A 21,566-nucleotide genomic window follows, 5' to 3' on the forward strand; every position below is an offset into this window, starting at 1 on the left:
CGCGCCAGCTTAGTCCTCGGCGGGCGTCTCCCGGTCGCGACGCTCGCGCTCGTCGAGCTGGCGGCGTAGATCTTTGACCTGGCGCCGCCTGCGCGCCGCCAGCATGCTCGCCGAGATGACGGCGACCGCGACCAGGACCGCCGCCCCGGCGCCGATCGCCGACGCCGCGCGGAAGCCCGGCCCGTCGACGTCCAAGATCCGCTCTCCGGCGTGCGCGGCCCGGCTGGAGCCCAGCACGACCGACAGCGTCAGCCAGTTCGGCGTGGCCAGCACGACCGCGACGAGCGCCACCGCGCCCTTCCACGGCCAGGAGATGAAACGCCGCCGCGTCTGCGCCAGCAAGAGCAACGGGACGACCGTGAAGACGAAACCGTAGAACAGGCCCCACCAGGCGCCCTGCGTGAACGAGCCGTCGACCCGCTGGGCGATCTGCTGCGCCCACCAGCGCGGCAGGAAGGCCAGCGCCATGCGGTAGGCGATGTAGCCGAGCAGCAGCACCGCCACCGCGAGCGCGGCGTGCTCCATCCACCGTTTGATCCGCGATCCGCCGGACGGGGTGGACGGCGCGGACTTGTCCTGGGTGCGCTCGGCGTCGCTCATGGGCTCATCATGGCGCCTGGGCGGCCGCGACCTGCCGGTTCCAGGCGAACAGCAGCGCCGCGAGCGCGAGGATCGCCGCGCCGAGTCCGATGTCGGCGACGACGTGCGCCTGACGCCACCACGGCATGTCGGTCGCGCCGGGCACGGTGTAGTGGCCGACGCCGATCAGGCCGCTCGCCGAGTAGAAGGCCAGCCCGACCGCCGCCGGTACCACCCGACGGCGCAGCACGTTCAGCACGCCCCAGGCGCCGACGGCCGTCAGCACGAACCAGGCGAGCGCGATGACCGTGTCCGACGGCGCGGGCAGGGCCGCGTCGGCGGGCGGCTGCGGGTAGTCGGCGTAGTTCGCCACGTTGTCGACGTAATGGACGATCGAGACGACGAAGGCCAGCGCGACGACCACGAGGATCGTCCGCGTCCCGCGCAGCGGCGGCTCGTCACTCACGGCACTCTTGCGACGCCTCGAAGAGCGCCTGACGCGCCTCCAGCACCTCCGGCGGCTCCGGCTGCCACGTCACAGGGTCGTAGCCCGACAGATACTCGTAGAACACGTCCCACTCGTCGGCCAGGTCCTTCGGCGGCGTCTTCACCTCGTCCATGAAGATCAGCCGGTCGTCGATGGGCTGCGGCGTGCCGTCCTGCCCCGGGACCAACGGCGTGAAGGCCGACGCGGAGGCCTCGGCGTCGGCGTTGACCGCGGCGCAGAACGCCGACTCGCCGCCGCATCCGGCCAGGAGCGTCGCCGTCATCGCGGCGGTCACCGTCATCGTGAATCTCTTCGCCATGGCCACTCTCCCGCGGGTCTCGCTCCGGATGCTGTGACCCGAGGATAACCCGGCGAGTCAGCTCGCGTGCTCACTCCTCGTCGGAGGTCGGCGGCCCTTCGGCGAGCAGCTTCTCGAAGCCCGCCTCGTCGAGGATGGGCAGGCCCAGCTCCTCGGCCTTGGCGGCCTTCGCGCCCGCCTTCGCGCCGACCACGACGTAGTCGGTCTTCTTGCTGACCGACCCGGACGCCTTGCCGCCGCGCGACAAGATCGCCTCCTTCACCTCGTCACGCGTGAAGTTCTCCAGCGAGCCGGTGACCACGATGGTCAGGCCGTCGAGCACTCCGCCGGAGGAGTCGAGCGCGCCGGGGCCGGGGTGGTCGGGGATCGCGAAACGCACGCCCGCCGCCCGCCATTGGTCGATGATCTCGCGGTGCCAGTCGACCTCCAGCCAGGCCTTGAACGACTCGGCGATGATGCCGCCGACCCCGTCGACCGCCGACAGCTCCTCGACGCTCGCGGCCTCGACGGCGGCCAGCGAGCCGAAGTGCTGGGCGAGCGCCCGCGCCGCGACGGGGCCGACGTGGCGGATGTTGAGCGCGACGATCTGCCGCCACAAGTCCTTCGTCTTCGCCTTCTCCAACTCGGCCAGCAGCGTGTGCGCGGCGGTCGAGAGGATGTGACCGTCGGTCCCGTCGAAGGGGCCGTCGGGATCGAAGGGCGGGTCGGTCTTCTTACGCTGACGCCGGAAGGGCGAGCGGACGATCGTCGCGCCGCCCTCGTCACGCCGGGGCAGGCCGGTCTCGACGTCGCGCACCTCCAGATCGATGCCGAACAGATCCTCAGGCCTCAGCGAGAACAGTCCCGCCTCGGTGACCAGCGGCGGCGTCGCGGGGCGCAGCGGCTGGGTCAGCGCGGTCGCCGACACCTCGCCGAGACCCTCGATGTCGAGGCCGCCGCGCGAGCCGATGTGCTCGACCCGGCCGCGCACCTGGGCGGGGCAGGCGCGGGCGTTCGGGCAGCGCAGGTCGATGTCGCCCTCCTTCATCGGCCGCAGCTCCGTGCCGCACTCGGGGCAGCCGGCCGGCATGACGAACTCGCGCTCGGTCCCGTCGCGGCGCTCGACCACCGGTCCGAGCACCTCGGGGATGACGTCGCCGGCCTTGCGCAGCACGACGGTGTCGCCGATGAGCACGCCCTTCTCGCGCACCACGTCCTGGTTGTGGAGGGTCGCCTGACGCACGACGCTGCCCGCGACCGCGACCGGCTCCATCACCGCGAACGGCGTGGCCCGGCCGGTGCGGCCGACCGAGACGACGATGTCGACCAGCTTCGTCTGCACCTCCTCGGGCGGGTACTTGTAGGCGATGGCCCAACGCGGCGCGCGGCTCGTGGCGCCGAGCTCCGGGTGCAGGGCGAGCTCGTCGATCTTGACCACGACGCCGTCGATCTCGTGCTCGATGGCGTGCCGGTCGCGGCCCAGCTCCTCGACCCGGGCGACCACCTCGTTGGCGGTGGCGAGCACGCGGGTGTGCGGGCTGGTCGGCAGGCCCCAGGACGCCAGCAGGTCGTAGACCTCGCTCTGCGCGGCGACCGGCGGGTCCTCCCACGCGCCGATGCCGTGCACGTACAACGAGAGCGCCTGCAAGCGTTTCTGTCCCGCCTCGCGCTCCAGGCCGTCTTTCTTGTGCAGGATCTGACGCAGACCGCCGCTGGCCGCGTTGCGCGGATTGGCGAAGGCGGGGAAGCGTCGGGCGGCGCTGGCGGCGGCCTTGTCGGGGTCGACGCCGCGTTCGGTCGCCTCGGCGACGACGCGGTCGCGCAGCTCGGCTTGGAAGGCGTTGAGCCGCTCGAAGGCCTCGACGGCGATGAACACCTCGCCGCGCACCTCGACCAGCGGCGGGTGGCCCTCGCCCGCGAGCTGTCGGGGCACGCCGGGGAGTTCGACCGCGTTGGTGGTGACCTCCTCGCCGACCCGGCCGTCGCCGCGGGTGGCGGCGGTGACGAGGCGGCCGTGCTCGTAGCGCAGCGAGATGGCGAGGCCGTCGATCTTCACCTCGGTCAGCCAGGCGACGTCGCGTCCGGCGGACTCCCGCGTTTTGACGCACCACGCCTGCAACTCCTCGGCGGAGAAGACGTTGTCGAGACTGAGCATGTGCTCGGCGTGCTCGACCGGCGCGAGGTCGGAGGCGGTCACGGCGCCGACGCTCTGGGTCGGCGAGTCCTGGCCTCGGATCTCCGGGTGCAGCGCCTCGAGTTCCTCCAGGCGGCGCATCCAGGTGTCGTAGGTGGCGTCGTCGACGAGCGAGGCGTCGGCGTTGTAGTAGGCGTCGCGGGCCTGCTCGATCCGCTCGATCAGGTCGGCGGCCTCGGCGCGCGCCTCGTCGAGGGTGGGCTGGGTGGTCTCGCCGCTCTCGGTCACGCGGTCAGTTTAGGGAACGCGCGACCGATCGGGCAGCTTCCAGCGCGCGGCGGGCGTCGGCGGGGGTGTGGCCGGCGAGGCCGCACGGCGGGGTGACGACGATCTGGTCCGCCACGCCGCCCGGTTCGAAGCCGAGACGACCGAGGAACTCCTCGATCCGGCGCGGGTCGGTCGAGCCGGTCCAGAGGCCGGCGCCCTGGTCGAGCGCTTCGGCCCAGGCGTCGGTGGGACGGGCGAGCGACAGGTCGAAGGCGACGGCCGTGAAGCCCGCGCCGCGCAGCAGGCCGACGGGGACGTCGGGCGCGCAGCAGTGGACGACCGGCGTGGCCCCCGCCTCGACGACCACCTCGACGATCGTCCTCAAATGAGCGTCGGCCTCAGGCAGGTCGACGGAGCGGTACTGACGCAGACCGCTGGCGGTCGGGACTCTCGCGGCGAGCACGGCGGGCAGCGCGGGCTCGTCGATCTGCACGATCAGTTCGGCGGCCTTGCCGAAGCGGCGGCGCAGGCTGGCGAGGTGGTCGGTGAGCCCTGCGGCGAGGCAGGCGGCGAGGTCACGGCGGGCGCCGTGGTCGGAGAGCACTTTCTCACCGCGCGGCGTCTCGACGGTCGCGGCGAGCGTCCAAGGTCCGGCGATCTGCTGCTTGAGCACGCCGTCGTAGTCGTGGCCGATCTCCTCGACGACGTCGAGGTCCTGGGCGAGCAGCGAGCGCGCCCGCCGGTGGTCGACGCCCGACCCGACCCCGACGCGCCACCCGCTCGGCTGCAGGTCGGCGTCCAACCCGTCGAGCACCGCCAGCGACCGGCCGATCATCCCGGCGTGGGCGCCGCGCCCCGGCAGCTCGGGGACGAAGGCGATGTCCAACTCCCCCAGCGAGAACTTCGCCCACCCCTCCAGATCGTCGCCCGGCATGGATCCGATCCCTGTGGCACGCATGGAGAGCATTGTCGCAAGGAACGCGCGGACTCAGCCCGCCACCGCTCACCCCGCGGACAGCCCCATCTCCAGCAGTTCGAGTTCAGTCGACGCCTGACGGAGTCCGCGAGCCAGAGCCTTCTCCAGCCAGAATCTGGCCTTATCCGGGTTGGCGGGCACCCCCACGCCGTCCCGCAGCATGACTCCCAGCCTCAGCTGAGCGTCGGAGCTGAAGTCGTATCCCGTGTCCGCCGACGCCGCGCGCAGATACCAAGCCGCCGCCTGAGCCAGATCAATGTCCACATGGATGCCGCTCTCATACGCCTGACCCAGCCGATACTGCGCCGCCGTCCATCCGCCTTCGGCCGACGCACGGGTCAGTTCCAACCCGCGCTCCACGTCAATGTCCAAGCCGTACAGACCCCGCAGGTACGCCTCGCCCAACTGCCCCTGCGACCAGATCACTCCTTGGCGTGCGGCTTCTCCATACCAGGCCACCGCCATCGCGTCGTTCCGCGGAGCCCCGCTCCCATTGATGTACATGCGGCCCAGCCGATGCTGTCCAGTCCCGTTTCCCGCGAAAGACGACTTGTGGAACCAGTAGAAGGCCGCGTCTTCGTCGCCTTTCGTCTCCAAGGCGATGCCCACCCGCCACTGAGCGTTCGCATCGCCCCGCTCGGCGGCGCGAAGCGCCGGCTCGATGTCCGCCACATATTCACGCCACTGACCGTTCGCGTCATCCTGCTCAGCGGCGCGCCCGTCGGCTGACGAGCCGACGGGTGTCAGTCCGCCCACCTCGCGGGACCTCTGCAACGCCGTGAAGTACAGCGTCTTGTCCTCCACAGTGATCCGCTGTCCCAGGACCTGCGGCTCGAATCGGAAACCGAGACGACGGCCGATCTCATTGAGCGGATACCGGTCAAGGTCCCCTTGGCCCGACGGGTCGATCTGCGACCACGACCATCCGAGTCCAGAGAACACCACCGACCCGCCAGACCTCACCCACGACAGCATCTCGTCGACCTCGTCGGGACGCAGCGCCCTTCTCGGATTGGCGACCACCAGCACATCCACGGTCGCCGCGTCGGCCACCGCGACGTCCCGCGACGAGACCTGCCGCGACGCCAGAGAGTGCCGAAGCTCCGACGCCAGCCGCCCTGACGTCGCCATCTCTCCGTGCCCGGTCGACCATCCGACCACTCCTCGGCGGAAGTCCCGTCCCAGCCACCCCAGTAACGAGGTCAGCACCGCGGTCATACTGTGCGGCTGCACGTTCTCCGGCCCGTCGTGGAGCAGCCCGTCGTGCGACAGCACGACGAACCGGCCCTGCCCGTAACGGCCCGCGAGAACAGCGTGACGCCCGTCTTCTGTCCGGTAGACCGAGAGGACGTCGGCGTCAGCCTTCTCCTCGTCCACGACGAGCGGCGACAGCATCAACGACGCGGTGACCCGCTCCGGCAACTCCAGAGCGGTCAACTCCTCCCTCAGCCCAGGAGAGACGGGCACCAGGCCTGTCGAAACGGTCTTCACCGCGACCTCAGCCGCCGCAACCTTCGCTTTGGCGAAGAACTTGGCCGACTGCGCCTCGAATCCTCGTTCGTCCATGCGGTACTTGTTGATGGCTTGTTTCGACCCGATCTGCAGCTTCATCCCCAATGACAGTTCGGTGTCCTCCAGGTAGACCGCCGCGAACGGAACCCCCTTCGCCAAGGCGAAATTGATCTCGTTGCGCACGTTGACCGACCGAGCGGCCGCCGGGGAGATGAACACGACGAACGCCGCACACCCGTCCAACGCGACGGCGATGTCCTCCGGCCACTCATTACCGGGGTCGATTCCCTCGTCAAACCACAGATTCACTCGTTGAGCGGCGCGCCACCGGTCCATCACGTCATAGACCTCTGCGGAGTCCACCCGCGCGTAGGACACGAATACATAGGGCTCAGAACCCTTGTACGCGGAGAACCGCGGGGAGGGGACACTCATTCAAGAACCTCGTCATCCAAGGGAACGGCGAATCTCACAGCCGTCTCAAGGTACACCGCCTGTGAGGCAGCACACATCCGCCTCGCCCTCAACGGCGGACACGTCGCCTGACCGGGAGGGCTGCGGCACGGCCGACGCCGCGCGGACTCAACCCGCCACGGGATCGAGAACGTCGAACCCCAGAAATTCAGCCACCTCCAACAGACGCGTGTCGTGGCTGACCATCACCTCCGCCCCTGTGGCCAACGCGGAGGCGATATGGATCGCGTCGAGCGTGCGAACATGCTCGGTGATCGCCTCAGCCGTCGCCAACACACTGTCCGTGATCGCGAGAAAAGCCACGTAGTCCAATATCTCGGCGCGCCGAGCCACCTCGATCCCCTCGCGCCGGAGATATCTGGTCATCTCTGTACGCAACAGTCGCGACGACAGCACCGATGCCGTCGGATCAGCCGTAGCCTCGTTGAACCACTCCACGGCGCGAGGGTTTCTGGTGAAGGCATGGATGGCGACCGACGTGTCGAGGTAATAGCTCGTCACCTCGACTCACCACTCCCCTTTGAGGTCTTCCAGCACGGCGTCGACCGACTCCACGGTCGGCGCCCCGTGAGGCGGACGGTGCGCCAAGGACGCTCCCCCGGTCTTACGCGGCGGAGTCAACGTCGGCCGGTCGCCTGCCTCCGGCGGCACCAGTTGAGCCACGGCGCGACGATGACGCGTGACGACGTAGGTCTGTCCAGCCTCGACATCATCGAGCGCCGCTGTCGGGTTCTGCCGCAACTGAGCCACGGTGATCGTCTTCATGCCTCAAGGGTAGATAACACATCTACTTTTCGCCAGAGCGCGGGAATATGCGACTGTGACGCCACGCCTCGACCGAGAGTCCCTGTCCGCAGCAGACCGGATGGTGACCATCGAAAGGGCGGGATTCGATAGGGGGAAGCGTGGCGCCAACACCCTTGAGCGGTAGCTCAGCAACCCTTCCCACGGCCCGGAGGTAGACCAGCAACCTCATCTGGCGCGGATTCGGTCACTCAGCTACCTCTCGCCCGCTCGTAGGGTTGCTGAGATACCGCCTGACAGCGACCGCGGCGGTGCGGCCCGCGCGGTTGGCGCCGATGGTGGAGGCGGACGGGCCGTAGCCGACGAGTTGGACGCGGGGGTCGACGACCGACTGCGTGGCGGTCGCGGGGGTCGCGCCGAGTTGGATCCCGCCGCGCGGGGAACGCAGATGAAGCGGGGCGAGGTGGGCGATGTCGTGGCGGAAGCCGGTCGCCCAGAGGATCGCGTCGACCGGCTCGTGGCGGCCGTCGGCCCAGCGCACGCCGTCGGGCTCGATCCGGTCGAACATCGGATGGCGCTCGTAGGCGCCGAGCCGCGCCGCCTCGGCCTCCTGCGGACGCAGCATCAGTCCGGTCACGCTCACCACGCTGCGCGGCGGCAGTCCGACGCGCACGCGCTCAGCCACCCGCTCGACCACCTCGCGTCCGATCTCCGCGTTGAACGGACTCATCCGCCACACCGGCTCGCGCCGCGTCACCCACAGCGTGTCGGTGATCGGCCGCAGCACGCCGAGGAACTGCACCGCCGACGCCCCGCCGCCCACCACCAGCACGCGACGGCCGCGGAAGTGGTCGGGTCCGGGGTAGTCGGCGGTGTGCCACTGTTCCCCCACGAATGTCTCCTGCCCCGGATAAGAGGGGATGAACGGACGCCGCCACGTGCCGGTCGCGTTGACGACCATCCGCGTCCGCCACACCTGCCCGTCGGCCTTGACCACGAGCGCGCCCGCACCGTCGTCGCGCACGCTCCGCACGACCACCGGACGCTCCACCGGCAGCGCGTGCTCCCGCTCATAGGCGGCGAAGTACGCGGGCACGAACTCGTTGGCCCGCTCGTCGCCATGAGCGGGCGGCACCGGCGCGTCGGGCAGGTCGGCCACCCCGTGCACGTCACGCATGACCAGCGCGTCCCACCGGTGCTGCCACGCGCCGCCCGGCCGGTCGTTCGCGTCGAGCACGACCTGGTCGAGGCCGAGCCGGCGCAGGTGGAAGGACGTCGAGAGCCCCGCCTGCCCCGCCCCGACGACGACGGCGTCGTAGAGCGTCACGAGGACGTGGCCGCCGCCGAACGTGTGCGGGCGATGGTGACCGAGCCGATGACCTGGGTGCCGTCGTAGATGACGCAGGCCTGGCCCGGCGCGATGCCCTCGGCGGGGTCGAGCAAGGCCACCCGCACGCCGTCGGCCTCGACCCGGACCCGCGCGCGGTGTTCCTTGCCGTGGGCGCGCAACTGCACCGTGCAGTCCAACCCCCCCGTCGGCGCGTCGGTGCACCACAGCGGCTTGATCCCGTCGAGCGCGTCGACCAGCAGCTTCTCGCGCGGACCGACCGTGACCGTGCCCGACACCGGCTCGATGTCGAGCACGAAGCGCGGCTTGCCGTCGTCGGCGGGCACGCCGAGCCGCAGGCCGCGCCGCTGGCCGATGGTGAAGGCGTAGGCGCCGTCGTGCTCGCGCAACACCTGGCCGGACTCGTCGACGATCGTCCCGGGCTTCGGCCCCAGCTTCTCGGCGAGCCAGCCGGCGTTGTCGCCGTCGGCGACGAAGCAGATGTCGTGGCTGTCGGGCTTAGCCGCCACCTGGATGCCGCGCGCCTCGGCCTCACGGCGCACATCGGGCTTGACCGATCCGCCGAGCGGGAAGTGCGACCGGCGCAACTGCTCCTGGGTCAGCACGCCCAGCACGTACGACTGGTCCTTGGCCATGTCGACCGCGCGGTGCATCTCGACCAGGCCGTCCGCGCCCTCGCGCACCTGCGCGTAGTGCCCGGTGATGACGCCGTCGAAACCGAGCGCGACCGCCCGGTCGAGCACGGCGGCGAACTTGATCTTCTCGTTGCAGCGCAGGCACGGGTTAGGGGTGCGACCCGCCTCGTACTCGGCGACGAAGTCGTCGACCACCTCGTCGGCGAACTCCTCGCTCATGTCCCAGACGTAGAAGGGGATGCCGATGGTGTCGGCGGCGCGGCGGGCGTCCATCGAGTCCTCGATCGAGCAGCAGCCGCGCGCGCCGGACCGGTAGGAACGGGGGTTGCGGCTCAGCGCGAGGTGCACGCCGGTGACGTCGTGGCCGGCCTCGACGGCGCGCGCGGCGGCCACGGCCGAGTCGACGCCACCCGACATCGCGGCGATCAGCCGGCTCATAACGCGTTCCTGTCCACCCGACCAGCCTACGAGACCACGCCGACGCCGAGCAGTTCCAGCACCACCAGCACGACGACCCCGATCACGAACAACACGAGGGGGAGGGCGATCCCGCCGCCGACGACCCAGAGGACCGGACGCCGCTCCCACCCCTGCAAGATGCCCGGCACGCGGGCCTCGACCTCGCGCGCGTCCACCGGACCGGCGATGGTGGCGACGCGGGCGTGACGGGCGATCGTCGACAGGTCCGCGCGCCGCCAGGCCGCCCCGTTGATCCGGATCTTCGCTCCGCGTCCGCTGTCTCGTTGCAGCACCAGCAGGTCCATGTCCTGCGCGGAGAACGACGGGCTATAGATCGTGAGGATGCCGCGCAGTCCCTCGCGGGGCAAGACGGTGCGACGGACGAACAGTCGCCGGTACTCGATCGTCTCGGCGGTCAGCGTCACGGTGGCGGTACGCAGATACGCGGTCACCGAAAGCAGACTGAGCAACACCGCGATCAGGATTGACGCGACCATCGTGAGCGTCCCTCGCGCGTCGCCCTCGACGAGAGCGCGCGACAGCGGCAGCACGACGACGCCGACGACCAACCCGACCACCATGAGGTCGGGACGTCCCAGCCAGGTCCGATACCGCTCGACGTCGGGCCGCAGGACGATCACGACGAACGCACCCGGCGCGCCGCGCGCGCCCGCTCATGGACCTCCGGCAGCACCGCGAGCGCTCGGTCGATCTCGGCCTCCGTCGTGGTGTGGCCGAGGCTGAACCGCAGCGAGCTGCCCGCGGACTCCTCGTCGTAGCCCATCGCGAGCAGCACGTGGCTCGGCTGCGGAACGCCCGCGGTGCAGGCCGACCCGGTGGAGACCTCGACCCCGTGGGCGTCGAAGAGCATGAGCATCGCGTCGCCGTCGCAGCCGGGGAAGGTCAGGTGGGCGATGTGCGGCAGGCGGGCCGCCAGGTCGCTCGGGCCGTTGACCACCGCGTCGGGCACGAGGGCTTTGACGCCGTCGATCAGTCGCGCTCGCAGCGTCTCCAGCCGCGCGGCCTCGGTCTCACGGCGGCGCACCGCGACGTCGACCGCGGCGGCGAAGGCGGCGATGAGCGGCGCGCCGAGGGTGCCGGAACGCACGTCGCGCTCCTGGCCTCCGCCGTGCAGCAACGGCATCAGCTCCAGCTCGCGCACCGCGACGAGCGCGCCGACGCCGACAGGACCGCCGAGTTTGTGCGCGGTGATCGTCATGGCGTCGAGGCCGCTGGCGCCGAAGTCGATGGGCACATGTCCGGCGGCCTGCACCGCGTCGCTGTGCACGGGGATGCCGTGGGGGCGGGCCAGCGCGACGACCTCGTCGATCGGCTGCACCGAGCCCATCTCGTTATTGGCCCACATGGTCGTGATGGCCGCGATGCTCAGCGGATCGGCCTCGACGCTGGCGCGCAGGTCGTCGAGACGGATCACGCCATGCCGGTCGACGGCCGTGGTGACGACCTCGGCGTCCTGCTGCTTGCCGAGCCAGACGACCGGGTCGAGCAGCGCGTGGTGCTCGATGGCGCTGAACACCAGGCGACGGCGCGCGGGGTCTTGTCCGTGCCGCGACCAGAACAGGCCTTTGATGGCGAGGTTGTTGGCCTCGGTGCCGCCGGAGGTGAACACGACCTCGCTGGGCCGCGCGCCGATCCGCTCGGCGATCAGCTCACGCGACTCCTCCACGACGCGGCGCGCGGCGCGTCCCGAGCCGTGCAGCGACGACGGATTGCCCGTGCGCCCCATCTGCTCGACCATCGCCTCGATCGCCTCGGGAACCATCGGCGTGGTGGCCGCATGGTCGAGGTAGGCGCGGGCGGAGTCGGTCATGGCTTGCTCCATCGTAGGCTGCGGCTTTCCGGTCGTCCGACCCATCTCACGCGGTGAGCGGAGTGATGGCGTCGAGCAGGGCTCCGTGGCGTTCCTTCTCCATCTCGATGTCGTAGTCGGCCTGAAGATGCACCCAGAAAAGCTCGCTCATGCCCAATGCTCGGGAGAGCCGGATACCCGTCTCGGGAGTCACCCGACGTTGGCCGTGGACGATCTCGTTGATCCGGCGCGGAGACACCCCGATCGTCTGCGCCAAGCGGTACTGCGAGATGCCGAGAGGCTTGAGGAACTCCTCGAACAGGATCTCCCCCGGGTGGATCGGCTCGTGTGCCGTCTCTCGCGTCATCGTGACCTCTTCTCGATCAGTGATAGTCGACGATCTCGACATCAGTCGGCCCCTCGCTCGTCCAACGGAAACAGATCCGGTACTGGTCGTTGACCCTGATGGAGTGCTGTCCCGACCTGTCGCCCTTCAACTTCTCCAACCGGTTTCCTGGTGGGACTCGAAGATCATTCACGGGGCTGCCCGATGAAGGATCTTGAGCTTTCGGTGCGCCGCTCGTTGAAGATCCATTCCCAGCCGAGGAACCGCCTCACGCCGCCACACCTTCTCTGTGGTCGCATCGCCGAATGATTGGATCATCCGTCGACCTTAACGTTGGACGTTACTACGTCCAATCAGTTTTCCACAAGGGCGTCACTGACAGTTCAACCCACGACCTCGACGAGGGCGTCGGCGGCGGTGTCGAGCATGTCGGCGGTGATCGCGGCGCCGAAGGTGAAGCGGACGGCAGTCTGGGCGACCTCGCGCTCGACGCCCATGGCGGTGAGCACGTGGCTGGGCTCGTCGCTGCCGGCGTGGCAGGCCGAGCCGGAGGAGCAGACGACGCCCCGGCGTTCGAGGTCGAGCAGGATCGACTCGCCGGATCGGCCGGGGAAGACGAAGGAGGCGTTGCCGGGGAGCCGGTGGACGGGGTCGCCGGTCAGCCGTGCGCCCGCGACCTCGGCGAGGATCCGCTCGATGAAGGCGTCGCGCAGCGCGGCGACTCCGGCGGCGTCGGGGCGCTCGGCACGGACCGCGGCAGCCAGACCGACAGCGGCGGCGACGTTCTCGGTGCCCGACCGCCGTTCACTCTCCTGCCCTCCCCCGTGCAGCAGCGGCTCGGCCGGGGTGCGGCGGGCGAGGAAGAGCGCGCCGACGCCCTTGGGGGCGCCGAGTTTGTGGCCCGACAGGCTGAGCGCCTGCACGCCGAGCGCGGTGACGTCGAGGTCGAGCCAGCCCGCCGACTGCACGGCGTCAGTGTGGAAGGGGACGCCACGCTCGGCGGCGACGGCGGCCAGCGCGGGGATGTCCTGGACCGTGCCGACCTCGTTGTTGGCGTGCTGCACGCTGACCAGCGCGGTGTCGTCGCGCAGAGCGGCGGCGAGCGCGTCGGGCGTGACGTGTCCAAGCTCGTCGACGCCGAGTTCGGTCACCTCGAAGCCCTGCGTCGCGAGCCAGCGCGCCGACTCCAAGACCGCCGGGTGCTCGATGGCGCTGACCACCACATGCCTCCCGCGCGTGGAGGCGAGGGCGATGCCTTTGACGGCGGCGTTGTCGGACTCGGTGCCGCCGGAGGTGAAGGCGACCTCGCCGGGCCGCGCGCCGAGGAAGTCCGCGACCGCCCGCCGCGCCTCCTCCAACCCGCGCCGCGCCAACTCGCCCACCTCGTGATGGCTCGACGGATTGCCGAACGTGCCGGTCAGATACGGCCACATGGCCTCCAACACGTCCCGTCGCACGGGCGTGGTCGCGGCCTCGTCGAGGTAGATCACCACGCGCACCCCAGTTCCTCAGCCAACTTCTTCAGCCGCTTGTCGCGCGTCCACAGCCGGGTCCCCGGCGTCAGCAACGTCGAAGCCAGCAACACGGCGTCGACATAGCCGATGCCCCGCCCATGCAACGGCTGGCGCTCGATCAACGTCACCACTTCGTTGTCACGCGCTCCACGAACGAAGGGAAGTCGCCGCATCCCGTCAAGCACACGCTCACGCTGCTTCATCTGCCCGAGCGCCACCTCACCCAACACCGCCATGTGCATGACCACCTGTTGCCCTGACAACAGCTCAGAGAGTTCCGGCTCTTCGGCATGGAGGTGATCGATCCACACCGGTGAGTCGACCAGGATCATCGAGCCGCGCGACATCGCGGCGCCACCGTCGCCGACGGGTCACTCCCACCGAGCAACACGAGACGCCGTGCGGCCTCTCGTTCAACCAGTGCTTTGAGCCCGGCGTTCACTAGAGCCGTCTTCTCAGTGATGCCGGTGTAGTCCATCGCATCGGCCAACAACTCGTCATCAAGGTTGACTGTCGTCCTCATCCCATCCCCCAAGCGTCAAATAGAGCATCACTCGATGCTTATTTCGATGCTTATTTCGATGCTGATTCTAAGCGAACATCCAGTCCGATGTCGAGCGACCTCACGCTGTGGGTCAGGGCGCCGACGCTGATCACGTCGACGCCGGTCTCGGCGATGGCGGCGATGGTGTCGAGGCGGACGCCGCCGCTGGCCTCCACCAACGCCCGGTCGCCGACGATCTCGACGCCCTGCCGCAACTCCTCGACGGAGAAGTTGTCGAGCATGATCGTGTCGACGCCGCCGGCCAGCACCGGCTCGATCTGGTCGATCCGGTCGACCTCGACCTCCAGGTGCATCGTGTGCGGGATCTGCTCGCGCGCCGCCCGGATGGCCGCCGTGACGTCGTCGGTCAGCGCCAGGTGGTTGTCCTTGGCCATGACGGCCTCCGACAGCGAGTAGCGGTGGTTGTGGCCGCCGCCGCAGCGCACCGCGTGGCGTTCCAGCGGACGCAGGCCCGGCGTGGTCTTGCGGGTGTCGACGACCCGCGCCGAGGTGTGCGCGACCGCCCTCACGTACTCGGCGGTCATCGCGGCGATGCCGCACATGCGCTGGATCAGGTTGAGCGCGATCCGCTCGCCGCGCAGGATCGACCGGGCCGAGCCGGTGATCGTGGCGAGCACGTCGCCGGGGCCGAAGACGTCGCCGTCGGCCACCCGCCACGTCACCTCGACGTCGGGGTCGACCTCCTCGAAGACCACCTCGACGACCTCGACGCCCGCCATCACGCCCGGCTCGCGGGCGACGAGGTCGGCCGTCGCCTGCGCCTCGACGGGGATGAACACCTGCGAGGTGACGTCGCCCGACGGCGCGTCCTCGTCGAGGGCCAGATGGACGATGGGCCGGATCTGGTCGCGGTCAAGCACGCTTCATCACCACCACGCTGTGCACGGCCTGGGCGCTGTCGGTGTCGGGGAAGTCGCTGCGGAAGTGGCCGCCGCGCGACTCCTGGCGGGCCAGCGCGCTCGCGATGACCGCCTGGGCGACGACGAACAGGTTGGCGTCCTCGGCCGACTTCGCGTCGCTGGCGACCGGGGTCGCGGCGGCGGTGAGCCGTTCGCCCGCCTCCCGCAGGGTCGCGCCGTCGCGCACGAGTCCGGCGGCGTCCCACAGGATCTGCTGCAGGTCGGCGCGGCTCACCGCGACGCCTCCGGCCGCGGGCGGCAGCACGACCGGGTCGGCCCACTCGGAGTCGAAGCCCTCCGCCGGCTCGGCCAGGCCCAACGCCGCGTCGACCACCCGCCGTCCGTAGACCGCGCCCTCCAACAGCGAGTTCGACGCGAGCCGGTTGGCGCCGTGCAGGCCGTTGCAGGCGACCTCGCCGACGGCGAACAGGCCGGGCAGCGAGGTCCGCGCCCACAGGTCGGTGCGGATGCCGCCCATGTAGTAGTGCGCGGCGGGCGCGACGGGGATGGGGTCGCTGCCCCAGTCGAAGCCATTGGCCTTCACGATGGCGTCGATGGTCGGGAAACGTTTGGCCAGGAACTCACCGCCGAGCGCGGTGGCGTCGAGCCGCACCGGCACGCCGCCCTGCTTCGCCATCGCGGCGGCGCAGCCCCGGGCGACCACGTCGCGGGGGGCGAGCTCGGCGTCGGGGTGGACGTCGGTCATGAAGCGGTGGCCCGCGTCGTCGACGAGCACCGCGCCCTCGCCACGCACCGCCTCGGAGACGAGCGGGCTGCCGGGGACGGCCAGCGACGTCGGGTGGAACTGGTAGAACTCCAGGTCGGCCGCGAACGCGCCCGCACGCAGCGCCATCGCCAGGCCGTCGCCGGTGGCGACCGCCGGGTTGGTCGTGTACGGGTACAACTGGCCCGCGCCGCCGGTGGCCAGCACGACGGCGTCGGCGCGGATCGGCTCCTCGCCGAGCACCGTCGCGCCGACGACCCGGCCGTGCTCGACGATCAGGTCGGTGACGGTGGTGTTCTCGCGCACCGTGACGCCGGAGTCGCGCAACCGGTCGATGAGCGCCGCCGCGATGGCCGCGCCCGTCGCGTCGCCGCCGGCGTGCAGGATGCGCTGATGCGAGTGCGCCGCCTCCAGGCCGCGGGCGAGCTGCCCCTCGTGCACGTCGAAGAGCACCCCCCGGTCGATGAGATGCTGGACGGCCTCGGGGCCTTCGGCGCACAGCACCTCGACCGCCTCGTCCTCGGACAGGCCGGCCCCGGCGACGAGCGTGTCGGCCACGTGGGAGGCGACGGTGTCGTCGGCGGAGGTGACGACGGCGACGCCGCCCTGGGCGAACCAGGTGTTCGACTGGTCGAGCGTCGACTTCGTGACGAGCGTGACCTCGACGCCGTCGCGGCCGTCGGCGTCGAGCGCCGCGGTGAGTCCGGCGACGCCGCTGCCGACGATGAGGATGTGAGTCATGTTTTCCCTTACTTGGGCAGGGCCGCGAGCATGCGCTCGAGGGCGACCTTGGCGTAGGTGGCGGTGTCGTCGTCGACGACGATCTCGTTGCGGATCTCCCCCTCGACCAGGCCCTCCAGCGTCCAGGCGAGGTAGCCCGGGTGGATGCGGTACATGGTCGAGCAGGGGCAGATGACCGGGTCGAGGCAGAAGATCGTGCGGTCGGGGAACTCGGCGGCGAGCCGGTTGACCATGTTGATCTCGGTGCCGATGGCGATCACGTCGCCCGGCTCGCTGGCGATCACGAACTTGCGGATCGCGTCGGTGGAGCCGGAGGCGTCGGCGGCGTCGACCACCGGCATCGGGCTCTCCGGGTGCACGATCACCTTGCAGCCGGGGAACTGCGCGCGCGCCTGCTCGATCTGCGCAACGCTGAACCGCTTGTGCACCGAGCAGAAGCCGGGCCACAGCAGGACCTTCGCGTCGAGCAAGTCCTGCCGCTCCACGCCGAGGCCGGGCTTACGTGAATTGATCATCGGCATTTGTTCGAGCGGCACGCCCATCGCCTTGGCGGTGTTGCGCCCCAAGTGCTGGTCGGGGAAGAACAGGACGCGGCGGCCCCGCTCGAAGGCCCACTCCAGCACGGTCGCGGCGTTCGAGGAGGTGCAGACGATGCCGCCGTTGCGGCCGCAGAACGCCTTGAGCGCGGCCGAGGAGTTCATGTAGGTGACCGGGATGACCGACGCCAGCTCGGAGTCGTCCTCGTCGGCGTACAGCTCCATCAGCTCGGCCCACGCCGACTCGACGGAGTCCTCGTCGGCCATGTCGGCCATCGAGCAGCCGGCGGCGAGGTTCGGCAGGATGACGTGCTGCTCGGGCCGCGCCAGGATGTCGGCGGTCTCGGCCATGAAGTGCACGCCGCAGAAGACGATGGTCTCGGCGTCGGGCTTGGTCAGCGCGGCGTTGGCGAGCTGGAAGGAGTCGCCCACGAAGTCGGCGTACTGCACGACCTCGTCGCGCTGGTAGAAGTGGCCCAGGATGACGAGCTTGTCGCCGAGGGCCTCCTTGGCCGCGCGGATGCGGGCGTGCAGCTCCTCGTCGCTCATCTTCTGGTAGGCGGTCGGCAGCTGGCCGGGGCGCACGACGGGGTCGGGGATGAGGTCGAACTCCGACGCGCCGGGGCCGTAGCCGGGGCTCAGGTCGAAGTCCCACGGACCCTTCGCGAGGTCGGTGTCGCAGGTGGCGCCGGGAGCGGCGGTGATGAGTTCATTGACGGAGGCGGTCATCGTGGCTCCTCGGGGAAGGTCAACGTGGTCGGTCGGATGGTGGACGGGTCGAAGCGGTACAGCGCGGGCGGCCGGTGGCTCCGGCCGGACAGGCAGCGTCCGGTGGCTTTCAGTGTGCGCAGCGCCTGGCGGCGGAAGTTGGCGGGGTCGAGGCGGCGGCCGAGCACCGCCTCGTACACCTCGCGCAGCTGGGCGAGGGTGAACTCCTCGGGCAGGAAGCCGTAGGCGATCGGCGAGTAGGTGATCTTGGCGCGCAGCCGGGTGAGCGCGTAGTCGACGATGTCGTTGTGGTCGAAGGCGAGCTCGGGCACCTCGTCGGCGACGAACCACTCGACGTTGTCGCCGACGACGCTCTGCGCGTCCTCCTCGGCCCGCACGAGCGCCCAGTAGACGATGGAGACGACGCGGTCGGGCGAGCGGTCGACGCGGCCGAAGGCGTAGAGCTGCTCCAGATAGTGCGGGGCGAGGCCGGTGGTGCGTTCGAGAGTGTGCCGCGCGGAGGCGGCCAGGTCCTCGTCGGACTCCAGCGGCCCGCCGGGCAGCGCCCACTGGCCGAGGTGCGGCTCGCGGATGCGGCGCACGAGCGGCAGCCAGATCGTCGGCTCCCCGCTGACCGGATGCGGCCGCAGCGCGAAGATCACCGTGGAGACGGCCAACTCGACCCGCTGCTGGACGTGCTGACGGGCGAGGGTCGTCGCGGGCTCCTGAACGGTCATGAGGCCACCTCCTTCTTTAAGGTCAGGATGACTCTAACACGACTTAAGGTCATGTCAACACTAAGCGTCGGCGCGGCGCGCCGGGGACGCAGGATGATGGCTTTGGGTTGTCATAGCGACCGCTTTCCATCGTTCTTCGTCTCCGACGGAACGCAGGATGATGGATTGAGGTAGTGATCACAGCCCGAATCCATCATTCTCGGTCACCACCTGCACTTGGCGCGTTAGCATCAGATACATGCGCACCGCGCCGCCCGCCGCCGACGACGACGAAAAGTTCTTGGGGTTCCAGCCTTTCCCGTCCCGTGGCGGCATCGTGACCAATGAGATCGTCGAGCAGATTCGCGAGGAGATCAGCGAGTGACAGCCCTGCTCGATGCCAGTGCCCCTCGCCGCACCATGAGTTCTGGCCCTGCGACCTCAGCATCATCGATTCCGCCCACGTCAGCCCACGGCATGTGCTCGGCTCCCGGCAGGTGACCGACCTCTACCTCCTGGCGCTCGCGGTCCGTCACGACGGCCGCTTCGTCACCCTCGACACACGCGTGCCCGTCTCGGCGATCCCTCACGCCTCAGCCGAGACCGTGGTCGTTCTCTGAGTCACCCACAGCGAAGAGGTCGACGACCTCGACACCCAGCGCCTGAGCGATGTCCTTCAGGCGTTCGACCGTAACGGTCCGCTGGCCGCCTTCGACCTGGACGTCAAAGAACTGATCGAGTCTCACGGCGAAACGCGGCGTCTGGACAGCCCCCCGCTATACCTACGATGACACCCATGTCAGATGAGGCGACGACGGAGACCGATCCCGACACAGACCGCCCGACGGCGGTGCTCGCGGAGGTGGCTCCCGGGGTGGTCGCCGCCTACGGGGATCTCCCCGCGCATCTCGACCTGACGCCGCTCGACGACTTCAGCGCGGTGCCAGCGGTCGACCGAGCGCAGGTCACGACACTGCTCAGCGCGGTCGGCGCCAGCGCCGCCGTCACTGGCGTCCTGGGGCAGGCAGCGGCCAGCGCCCAAGGGCTCTACCGTCTGGCCGACGCCTCCCAAGCGTTGATGAACTCCGGCGGCGTCCTCGCGATCAAGGACGGGGCGAATCTCGGCGCGATCTTCAAGAACGGCGAGATCGTCGCGCAGGCGCGCTTCGTCGAGGTCAATCCGCTCAGCCTGGCCCAGGGCGCCGCCTCCCTCGGTCCAGCGCTCGCCATGATCGCCTTGCAAGCGCAGCTGAACGAGGTGACCAGCCTGGTGAGAAGCAATATCGCGCTGACGACGCAGGTGCTCACCACTCTGCGTCAGGAGCAGTGGGCCACGCTGACCGGATTGTCCGAGGCCGTCGACCACGCTCTCGACGACGCGCGCTCGACAGGCGCGGTCCCGCGTTCGATCTGGGACACCGTGGCCGGGAAGCGCGCCGACCTCGTCGCCCAGCGCGATCTCTACCACCGCAAGGTCACCGGCCACATCGCCGAACTCCAGCAACGACAGGCGCGCGCTCGCCGCGAATATCTGCAGGACAACGCCGAGACGATCTTCTTCGACGCCCACGCGCTGTTGACCGCTTTGAAGGCCTGGGTCGGCCACCGCTCCTTGTACGCCGCCCACACACGCGGCATCGGCGACGACCCGGCCGCCGAGGAGCGGCTGGTCACGACCATCCAGGAAGGCACGCACGCCGAACTCGAGTCAGCGCTGCCGGAGGCGGTCGGCCTCATCGACGCCCTGACGCGTGAGCTCCGCGTGATCGCCGAGCTTCCAGGACGTCCGGGCTCGCTCCTGCCGTCGAGGCGCAGGGACGCCCAGGCATCTCGCGCGATGTCGGCGCGCCTCCTCGAAGCGCTCACACCGCTGGCCGACAGCCTTCGCCCTCCGAGCCCGGAACTCGTCACTCCCGAGATCGCCGCCGCTCCCGACGACCTCGACGTCGCGCCTCACCTCCGCGTGCTGCGTTGGTTCCTCGACGGTGGCGAGACGCTGCGCGCGTTGGCCTTCCCCGACCAACTGGACGACCCCGGTCCTTTCGCGGCGCTCCTCAGCGGAGCCAAAGACCGGCTGGCCGCCTTGCGCGACCGTGAACCCGAACGGACCCTCGTCGCCGTCACGGACCGGCGCGTCCTCATCGCCGCCACGAGCGACTTCCTCGAAGAGGGCGAGATCACCCACGACCTCCCGCTCGACCAGGTGCGCTACCTGCGGCTCAGGACCTCGGACCGCCATGAGGGGGCCACCGCGCTCGACCTCGTCACGCGCGATGAGAACCTCCGCTGGCTCTTCGACGCCGAGATCGACCGCTCTCACGTCGACGCGCTGGCCGCCGTGCTCGCCGAGTCGATGGCGATTCCTGAGGAGGAACGGACAGAACTCCTCGGATCGGGGCCGGCAGTCATCGAAACGAAAGCCTGATGCCTGAGAGACGCCGACCACGGAGTCTCCCTCGCGGCCTACCTTCCTACTCTGCCAACAGTTCGACTCGGCCATGACGCTCGGCTGCCGTCGCCAGTCGAGCATCGACCGTCAGCAGCACCGTTTCCAGTTTCATCGCCAGGGCGACATACGCAGCGTCATAAGCCGTGATGTTGTCACGAAGCGACCAGATCGTCGGAAGCAGCGCGCTGTGGCCGTACCGACGCATCCTGAGCGTGGTGAGATCGGCGATGGCACGATCAGCCCGTTCCTGAGTCACGAGCCCATGCCGGACGTGGCGGCGGAGCACCGAAGCCACCTCCAGATCAAGAAGTTCCGGCACGTGGATCTGCTGTCCGTTCAACCGTTCTCGAGCCATCGAACCGACGCCCCTGTCTGCCCAGAGCGCAGCGGCCATGACTCCGGCGTCAACGACGAGGTCGGCCATCTCGGATAGCCTGTGCCAGCTCGGCGATGTCAAGGTCGGCGTTGTCGACACGTTCATCGACCTCGGCGAAGACCTCGCTGGGAGGACGCTGACTCGCCTCGGCGACGAGCTGGTCCCTCACGTAGTCCTGCAATGACTGCCCGGCTCGCTCCGCACGCTGACGCAAGACGGTGTGCGTCTCGTCAGGTACATTCGGAATCTGGATCGTGGGCATAGCGCCA

The 21,566-nt window shown here is 69.7% G+C and carries 26 protein-coding genes; 2 read left to right on the forward strand and 24 right to left on the reverse strand.

What is annotated here, in order from left to right:
* Positions 1–9: 9 nt before the first annotated feature.
* From QM621_RS06785 to QM621_RS06885, 21 genes are all read right to left on the reverse strand, one after another.
* A complete protein-coding gene (locus QM621_RS06785) occupies positions 10–600 on the reverse strand; it encodes a hypothetical protein (RefSeq protein WP_414989613.1) in 591 nt (196 codons plus the stop codon).
* Positions 601–607: 7 nt separating this feature from the next.
* Positions 608–1,045, reverse strand: a complete 438-nt coding sequence (locus QM621_RS06790) for a hypothetical protein (protein ID WP_414989614.1) — start codon at positions 1,043–1,045, stop codon at positions 608–610.
* Positions 1,038–1,385 (reverse strand): hypothetical protein, encoded by a 348-nt coding sequence (locus tag QM621_RS06795; protein ID WP_414989615.1) that lies wholly within the window; start codon positions 1,383–1,385, stop codon positions 1,038–1,040. The genes QM621_RS06790 and QM621_RS06795 overlap by 8 nt, the downstream gene beginning before the upstream one ends.
* A gap of 70 nt (positions 1,386–1,455) precedes the next feature.
* A complete protein-coding gene (gene ligA / locus QM621_RS06800; RefSeq protein WP_414989616.1) occupies positions 1,456–3,786 on the reverse strand; it encodes an NAD-dependent DNA ligase LigA in 2,331 nt (776 codons plus the stop codon).
* A 4-nt stretch (positions 3,787–3,790) separates the two neighbouring features.
* Entirely contained in the window at positions 3,791–4,723 is a 933-nt protein-coding gene (locus tag QM621_RS06805) for a methionine synthase (RefSeq protein WP_414989617.1), read from the reverse strand.
* Positions 4,724–4,768: 45 nt separating this feature from the next.
* The gene (locus QM621_RS06810; protein WP_414989618.1) at positions 4,769–6,688 is read right to left on the reverse strand and encodes a TIR domain-containing protein; all 1,920 of its coding nucleotides are present in this window, start codon (positions 6,686–6,688) and stop codon (positions 4,769–4,771) included.
* Positions 6,689–6,835: 147 nt separating this feature from the next.
* Positions 6,836–7,228 (reverse strand): type II toxin-antitoxin system VapC family toxin, encoded by a 393-nt coding sequence (locus tag QM621_RS06815; RefSeq protein ID WP_414989619.1) that lies wholly within the window; start codon positions 7,226–7,228, stop codon positions 6,836–6,838.
* Positions 7,229–7,234: 6 nt separating this feature from the next.
* Complete coding sequence (locus tag QM621_RS06820; protein WP_414989620.1) at positions 7,235–7,492, reverse strand: type II toxin-antitoxin system Phd/YefM family antitoxin; 258 nt, start codon at positions 7,490–7,492, stop codon at positions 7,235–7,237.
* Positions 7,493–7,718: 226 nt separating this feature from the next.
* Positions 7,719–8,798: an NAD(P)-binding domain-containing protein gene (locus tag QM621_RS06825; protein ID WP_414989621.1), complete on the reverse strand. Its 1,080-nt coding sequence runs from the start codon at positions 8,796–8,798 to the stop codon at positions 7,719–7,721.
* Entirely contained in the window at positions 8,795–9,892 is a 1,098-nt protein-coding gene (gene mnmA / locus QM621_RS06830) for a tRNA 2-thiouridine(34) synthase MnmA (protein ID WP_414989622.1), read from the reverse strand. The genes QM621_RS06825 and mnmA overlap by 4 nt, the downstream gene beginning before the upstream one ends.
* A gap of 26 nt (positions 9,893–9,918) precedes the next feature.
* The gene (locus tag QM621_RS06835) at positions 9,919–10,554 is read right to left on the reverse strand and encodes a hypothetical protein (protein ID WP_414989623.1); all 636 of its coding nucleotides are present in this window, start codon (positions 10,552–10,554) and stop codon (positions 9,919–9,921) included.
* Positions 10,551–11,744 (reverse strand): cysteine desulfurase family protein, encoded by a 1,194-nt coding sequence (locus QM621_RS06840; protein ID WP_414989624.1) that lies wholly within the window; start codon positions 11,742–11,744, stop codon positions 10,551–10,553. The genes QM621_RS06835 and QM621_RS06840 overlap by 4 nt, the downstream gene beginning before the upstream one ends.
* A 46-nt stretch (positions 11,745–11,790) precedes the next feature.
* On the reverse strand, positions 11,791–12,090 hold the full coding sequence (locus tag QM621_RS06845; RefSeq protein ID WP_414989625.1) for a HigA family addiction module antitoxin: 300 nt from the start codon (positions 12,088–12,090) through the stop codon (positions 11,791–11,793).
* 16 nt (positions 12,091–12,106) lie between these two features.
* Positions 12,107–12,262 carry a type II toxin-antitoxin system RelE/ParE family toxin gene (locus tag QM621_RS06850; RefSeq protein WP_414989626.1) on the reverse strand — a complete coding sequence of 52 codons (156 nt, stop codon included), beginning with the start codon at positions 12,260–12,262 and terminating at the stop codon, positions 12,107–12,109.
* Between the two features lie 190 nt (positions 12,263–12,452).
* Positions 12,453–13,568 carry a cysteine desulfurase family protein gene (locus QM621_RS06855; protein ID WP_414989627.1) on the reverse strand — a complete coding sequence of 372 codons (1,116 nt, stop codon included), beginning with the start codon at positions 13,566–13,568 and terminating at the stop codon, positions 12,453–12,455.
* Entirely contained in the window at positions 13,556–13,930 is a 375-nt protein-coding gene (locus QM621_RS06860) for a type II toxin-antitoxin system VapC family toxin (protein ID WP_414989628.1), read from the reverse strand. Before QM621_RS06860 ends, QM621_RS06855 begins: the two co-directional genes overlap by 13 nt.
* Positions 13,912–14,106 carry a type II toxin-antitoxin system VapB family antitoxin gene (locus QM621_RS06865; protein WP_414989629.1) on the reverse strand — a complete coding sequence of 65 codons (195 nt, stop codon included), beginning with the start codon at positions 14,104–14,106 and terminating at the stop codon, positions 13,912–13,914. The genes QM621_RS06860 and QM621_RS06865 overlap by 19 nt, the downstream gene beginning before the upstream one ends.
* A gap of 50 nt (positions 14,107–14,156) precedes the next feature.
* Positions 14,157–15,008: a carboxylating nicotinate-nucleotide diphosphorylase gene (gene nadC / locus QM621_RS06870; protein ID WP_414989630.1), complete on the reverse strand. Its 852-nt coding sequence runs from the start codon at positions 15,006–15,008 to the stop codon at positions 14,157–14,159.
* Complete coding sequence (nadB, locus tag QM621_RS06875) at positions 15,001–16,512, reverse strand: L-aspartate oxidase (RefSeq protein WP_414989631.1); 1,512 nt, start codon at positions 16,510–16,512, stop codon at positions 15,001–15,003. The genes nadC and nadB overlap by 8 nt, the downstream gene beginning before the upstream one ends.
* Before the next feature lie 8 nt (positions 16,513–16,520).
* Positions 16,521–17,777: a quinolinate synthase NadA gene (gene nadA, locus QM621_RS06880; protein ID WP_414989632.1), complete on the reverse strand. Its 1,257-nt coding sequence runs from the start codon at positions 17,775–17,777 to the stop codon at positions 16,521–16,523.
* Positions 17,774–18,493 carry an NUDIX hydrolase gene (locus tag QM621_RS06885; RefSeq protein ID WP_414989633.1) on the reverse strand — a complete coding sequence of 240 codons (720 nt, stop codon included), beginning with the start codon at positions 18,491–18,493 and terminating at the stop codon, positions 17,774–17,776. The genes nadA and QM621_RS06885 overlap by 4 nt, the downstream gene beginning before the upstream one ends.
* 238 nt (positions 18,494–18,731) lie before the next feature.
* On the opposite strand from QM621_RS06885, the gene QM621_RS06890 reads away from it, so the two are divergent.
* The gene (locus tag QM621_RS06890) at positions 18,732–18,857 is read left to right on the forward strand and encodes a hypothetical protein (protein WP_414989634.1); all 126 of its coding nucleotides are present in this window, start codon (positions 18,732–18,734) and stop codon (positions 18,855–18,857) included.
* Positions 18,858–19,065: 208 nt separating this feature from the next.
* Here QM621_RS06890 and QM621_RS06895 read toward each other — a convergent pair whose 3' ends face one another.
* Complete coding sequence (locus QM621_RS06895) at positions 19,066–19,218, reverse strand: helix-turn-helix domain-containing protein (protein ID WP_414989635.1); 153 nt, start codon at positions 19,216–19,218, stop codon at positions 19,066–19,068.
* Between the two features lie 50 nt (positions 19,219–19,268).
* Between QM621_RS06895 and QM621_RS06900 the strand changes: the two genes are divergently transcribed.
* Positions 19,269–20,897, forward strand: a complete 1,629-nt coding sequence (locus QM621_RS06900) for a hypothetical protein (protein WP_414989636.1) — start codon at positions 19,269–19,271, stop codon at positions 20,895–20,897.
* 46 nt (positions 20,898–20,943) lie between these two features.
* Here the strand turns inward: QM621_RS06900 and QM621_RS06905 are convergent, their stop codons facing one another.
* Together QM621_RS06905 and QM621_RS06910 are read right to left on the reverse strand one after the other, a co-directional pair.
* The gene (locus tag QM621_RS06905; protein WP_414989637.1) at positions 20,944–21,345 is read right to left on the reverse strand and encodes a type II toxin-antitoxin system VapC family toxin; all 402 of its coding nucleotides are present in this window, start codon (positions 21,343–21,345) and stop codon (positions 20,944–20,946) included.
* Complete coding sequence (locus QM621_RS06910) at positions 21,326–21,559, reverse strand: FitA-like ribbon-helix-helix domain-containing protein (RefSeq protein ID WP_414989638.1); 234 nt, start codon at positions 21,557–21,559, stop codon at positions 21,326–21,328. The genes QM621_RS06905 and QM621_RS06910 overlap by 20 nt, the downstream gene beginning before the upstream one ends.
* Between the last annotated feature and the right edge of the window lie 7 nt (positions 21,560–21,566).

This window comes from Aeromicrobium sp. (assembly GCF_047606445.1).
Taxonomy (GTDB): domain Bacteria; phylum Actinomycetota; class Actinomycetes; order Propionibacteriales; family Nocardioidaceae; genus Aeromicrobium.

Coding starts and splice junctions, on each gene's coding strand:
- QM621_RS06785 (WP_414989613.1), bottom strand. CDS start 600: ATGAGCGACGCCGAGCGCACCCAGGACAAGTCCGCGCCGTCCACCCCG.
- QM621_RS06795 (WP_414989615.1), bottom strand. CDS start 1,385: ATGGCGAAGAGATTCACGATGACGGTGACCGCCGCGATGACGGCGACG.
- QM621_RS06805 (WP_414989617.1), bottom strand. CDS start 4,723: ATGCGTGCCACAGGGATCGGATCCATGCCGGGCGACGATCTGGAGGGG.
- QM621_RS06810 (WP_414989618.1), bottom strand. CDS start 6,688: ATGAGTGTCCCCTCCCCGCGGTTCTCCGCGTACAAGGGTTCTGAGCCC.
- QM621_RS06820 (WP_414989620.1), bottom strand. CDS start 7,492: ATGAAGACGATCACCGTGGCTCAGTTGCGGCAGAACCCGACAGCGGCG.
- mnmA (WP_414989622.1), bottom strand. CDS start 9,892: ATGAGCCGGCTGATCGCCGCGATGTCGGGTGGCGTCGACTCGGCCGTG.
- QM621_RS06840 (WP_414989624.1), bottom strand. CDS start 11,744: ATGACCGACTCCGCCCGCGCCTACCTCGACCATGCGGCCACCACGCCG.
- QM621_RS06845 (WP_414989625.1), bottom strand. CDS start 12,090: ATGACGCGAGAGACGGCACACGAGCCGATCCACCCGGGGGAGATCCTG.
- QM621_RS06860 (WP_414989628.1), bottom strand. CDS start 13,930: ATGTCGCGCGGCTCGATGATCCTGGTCGACTCACCGGTGTGGATCGAT.
- QM621_RS06865 (WP_414989629.1), bottom strand. CDS start 14,106: ATGAGGACGACAGTCAACCTTGATGACGAGTTGTTGGCCGATGCGATG.
- nadB (WP_414989631.1), bottom strand. CDS start 16,512: ATGACTCACATCCTCATCGTCGGCAGCGGCGTCGCCGGACTCACCGCG.
- nadA (WP_414989632.1), bottom strand. CDS start 17,777: ATGACCGCCTCCGTCAATGAACTCATCACCGCCGCTCCCGGCGCCACC.
- QM621_RS06885 (WP_414989633.1), bottom strand. CDS start 18,493: ATGACCGTTCAGGAGCCCGCGACGACCCTCGCCCGTCAGCACGTCCAG.
- QM621_RS06890 (WP_414989634.1), top strand. CDS start 18,732: ATGCGCACCGCGCCGCCCGCCGCCGACGACGACGAAAAGTTCTTGGGG.
- QM621_RS06900 (WP_414989636.1), top strand. CDS start 19,269: ATGTCAGATGAGGCGACGACGGAGACCGATCCCGACACAGACCGCCCG.
- QM621_RS06905 (WP_414989637.1), bottom strand. CDS start 21,345: ATGGCCGACCTCGTCGTTGACGCCGGAGTCATGGCCGCTGCGCTCTGG.
- QM621_RS06910 (WP_414989638.1), bottom strand. CDS start 21,559: ATGCCCACGATCCAGATTCCGAATGTACCTGACGAGACGCACACCGTC.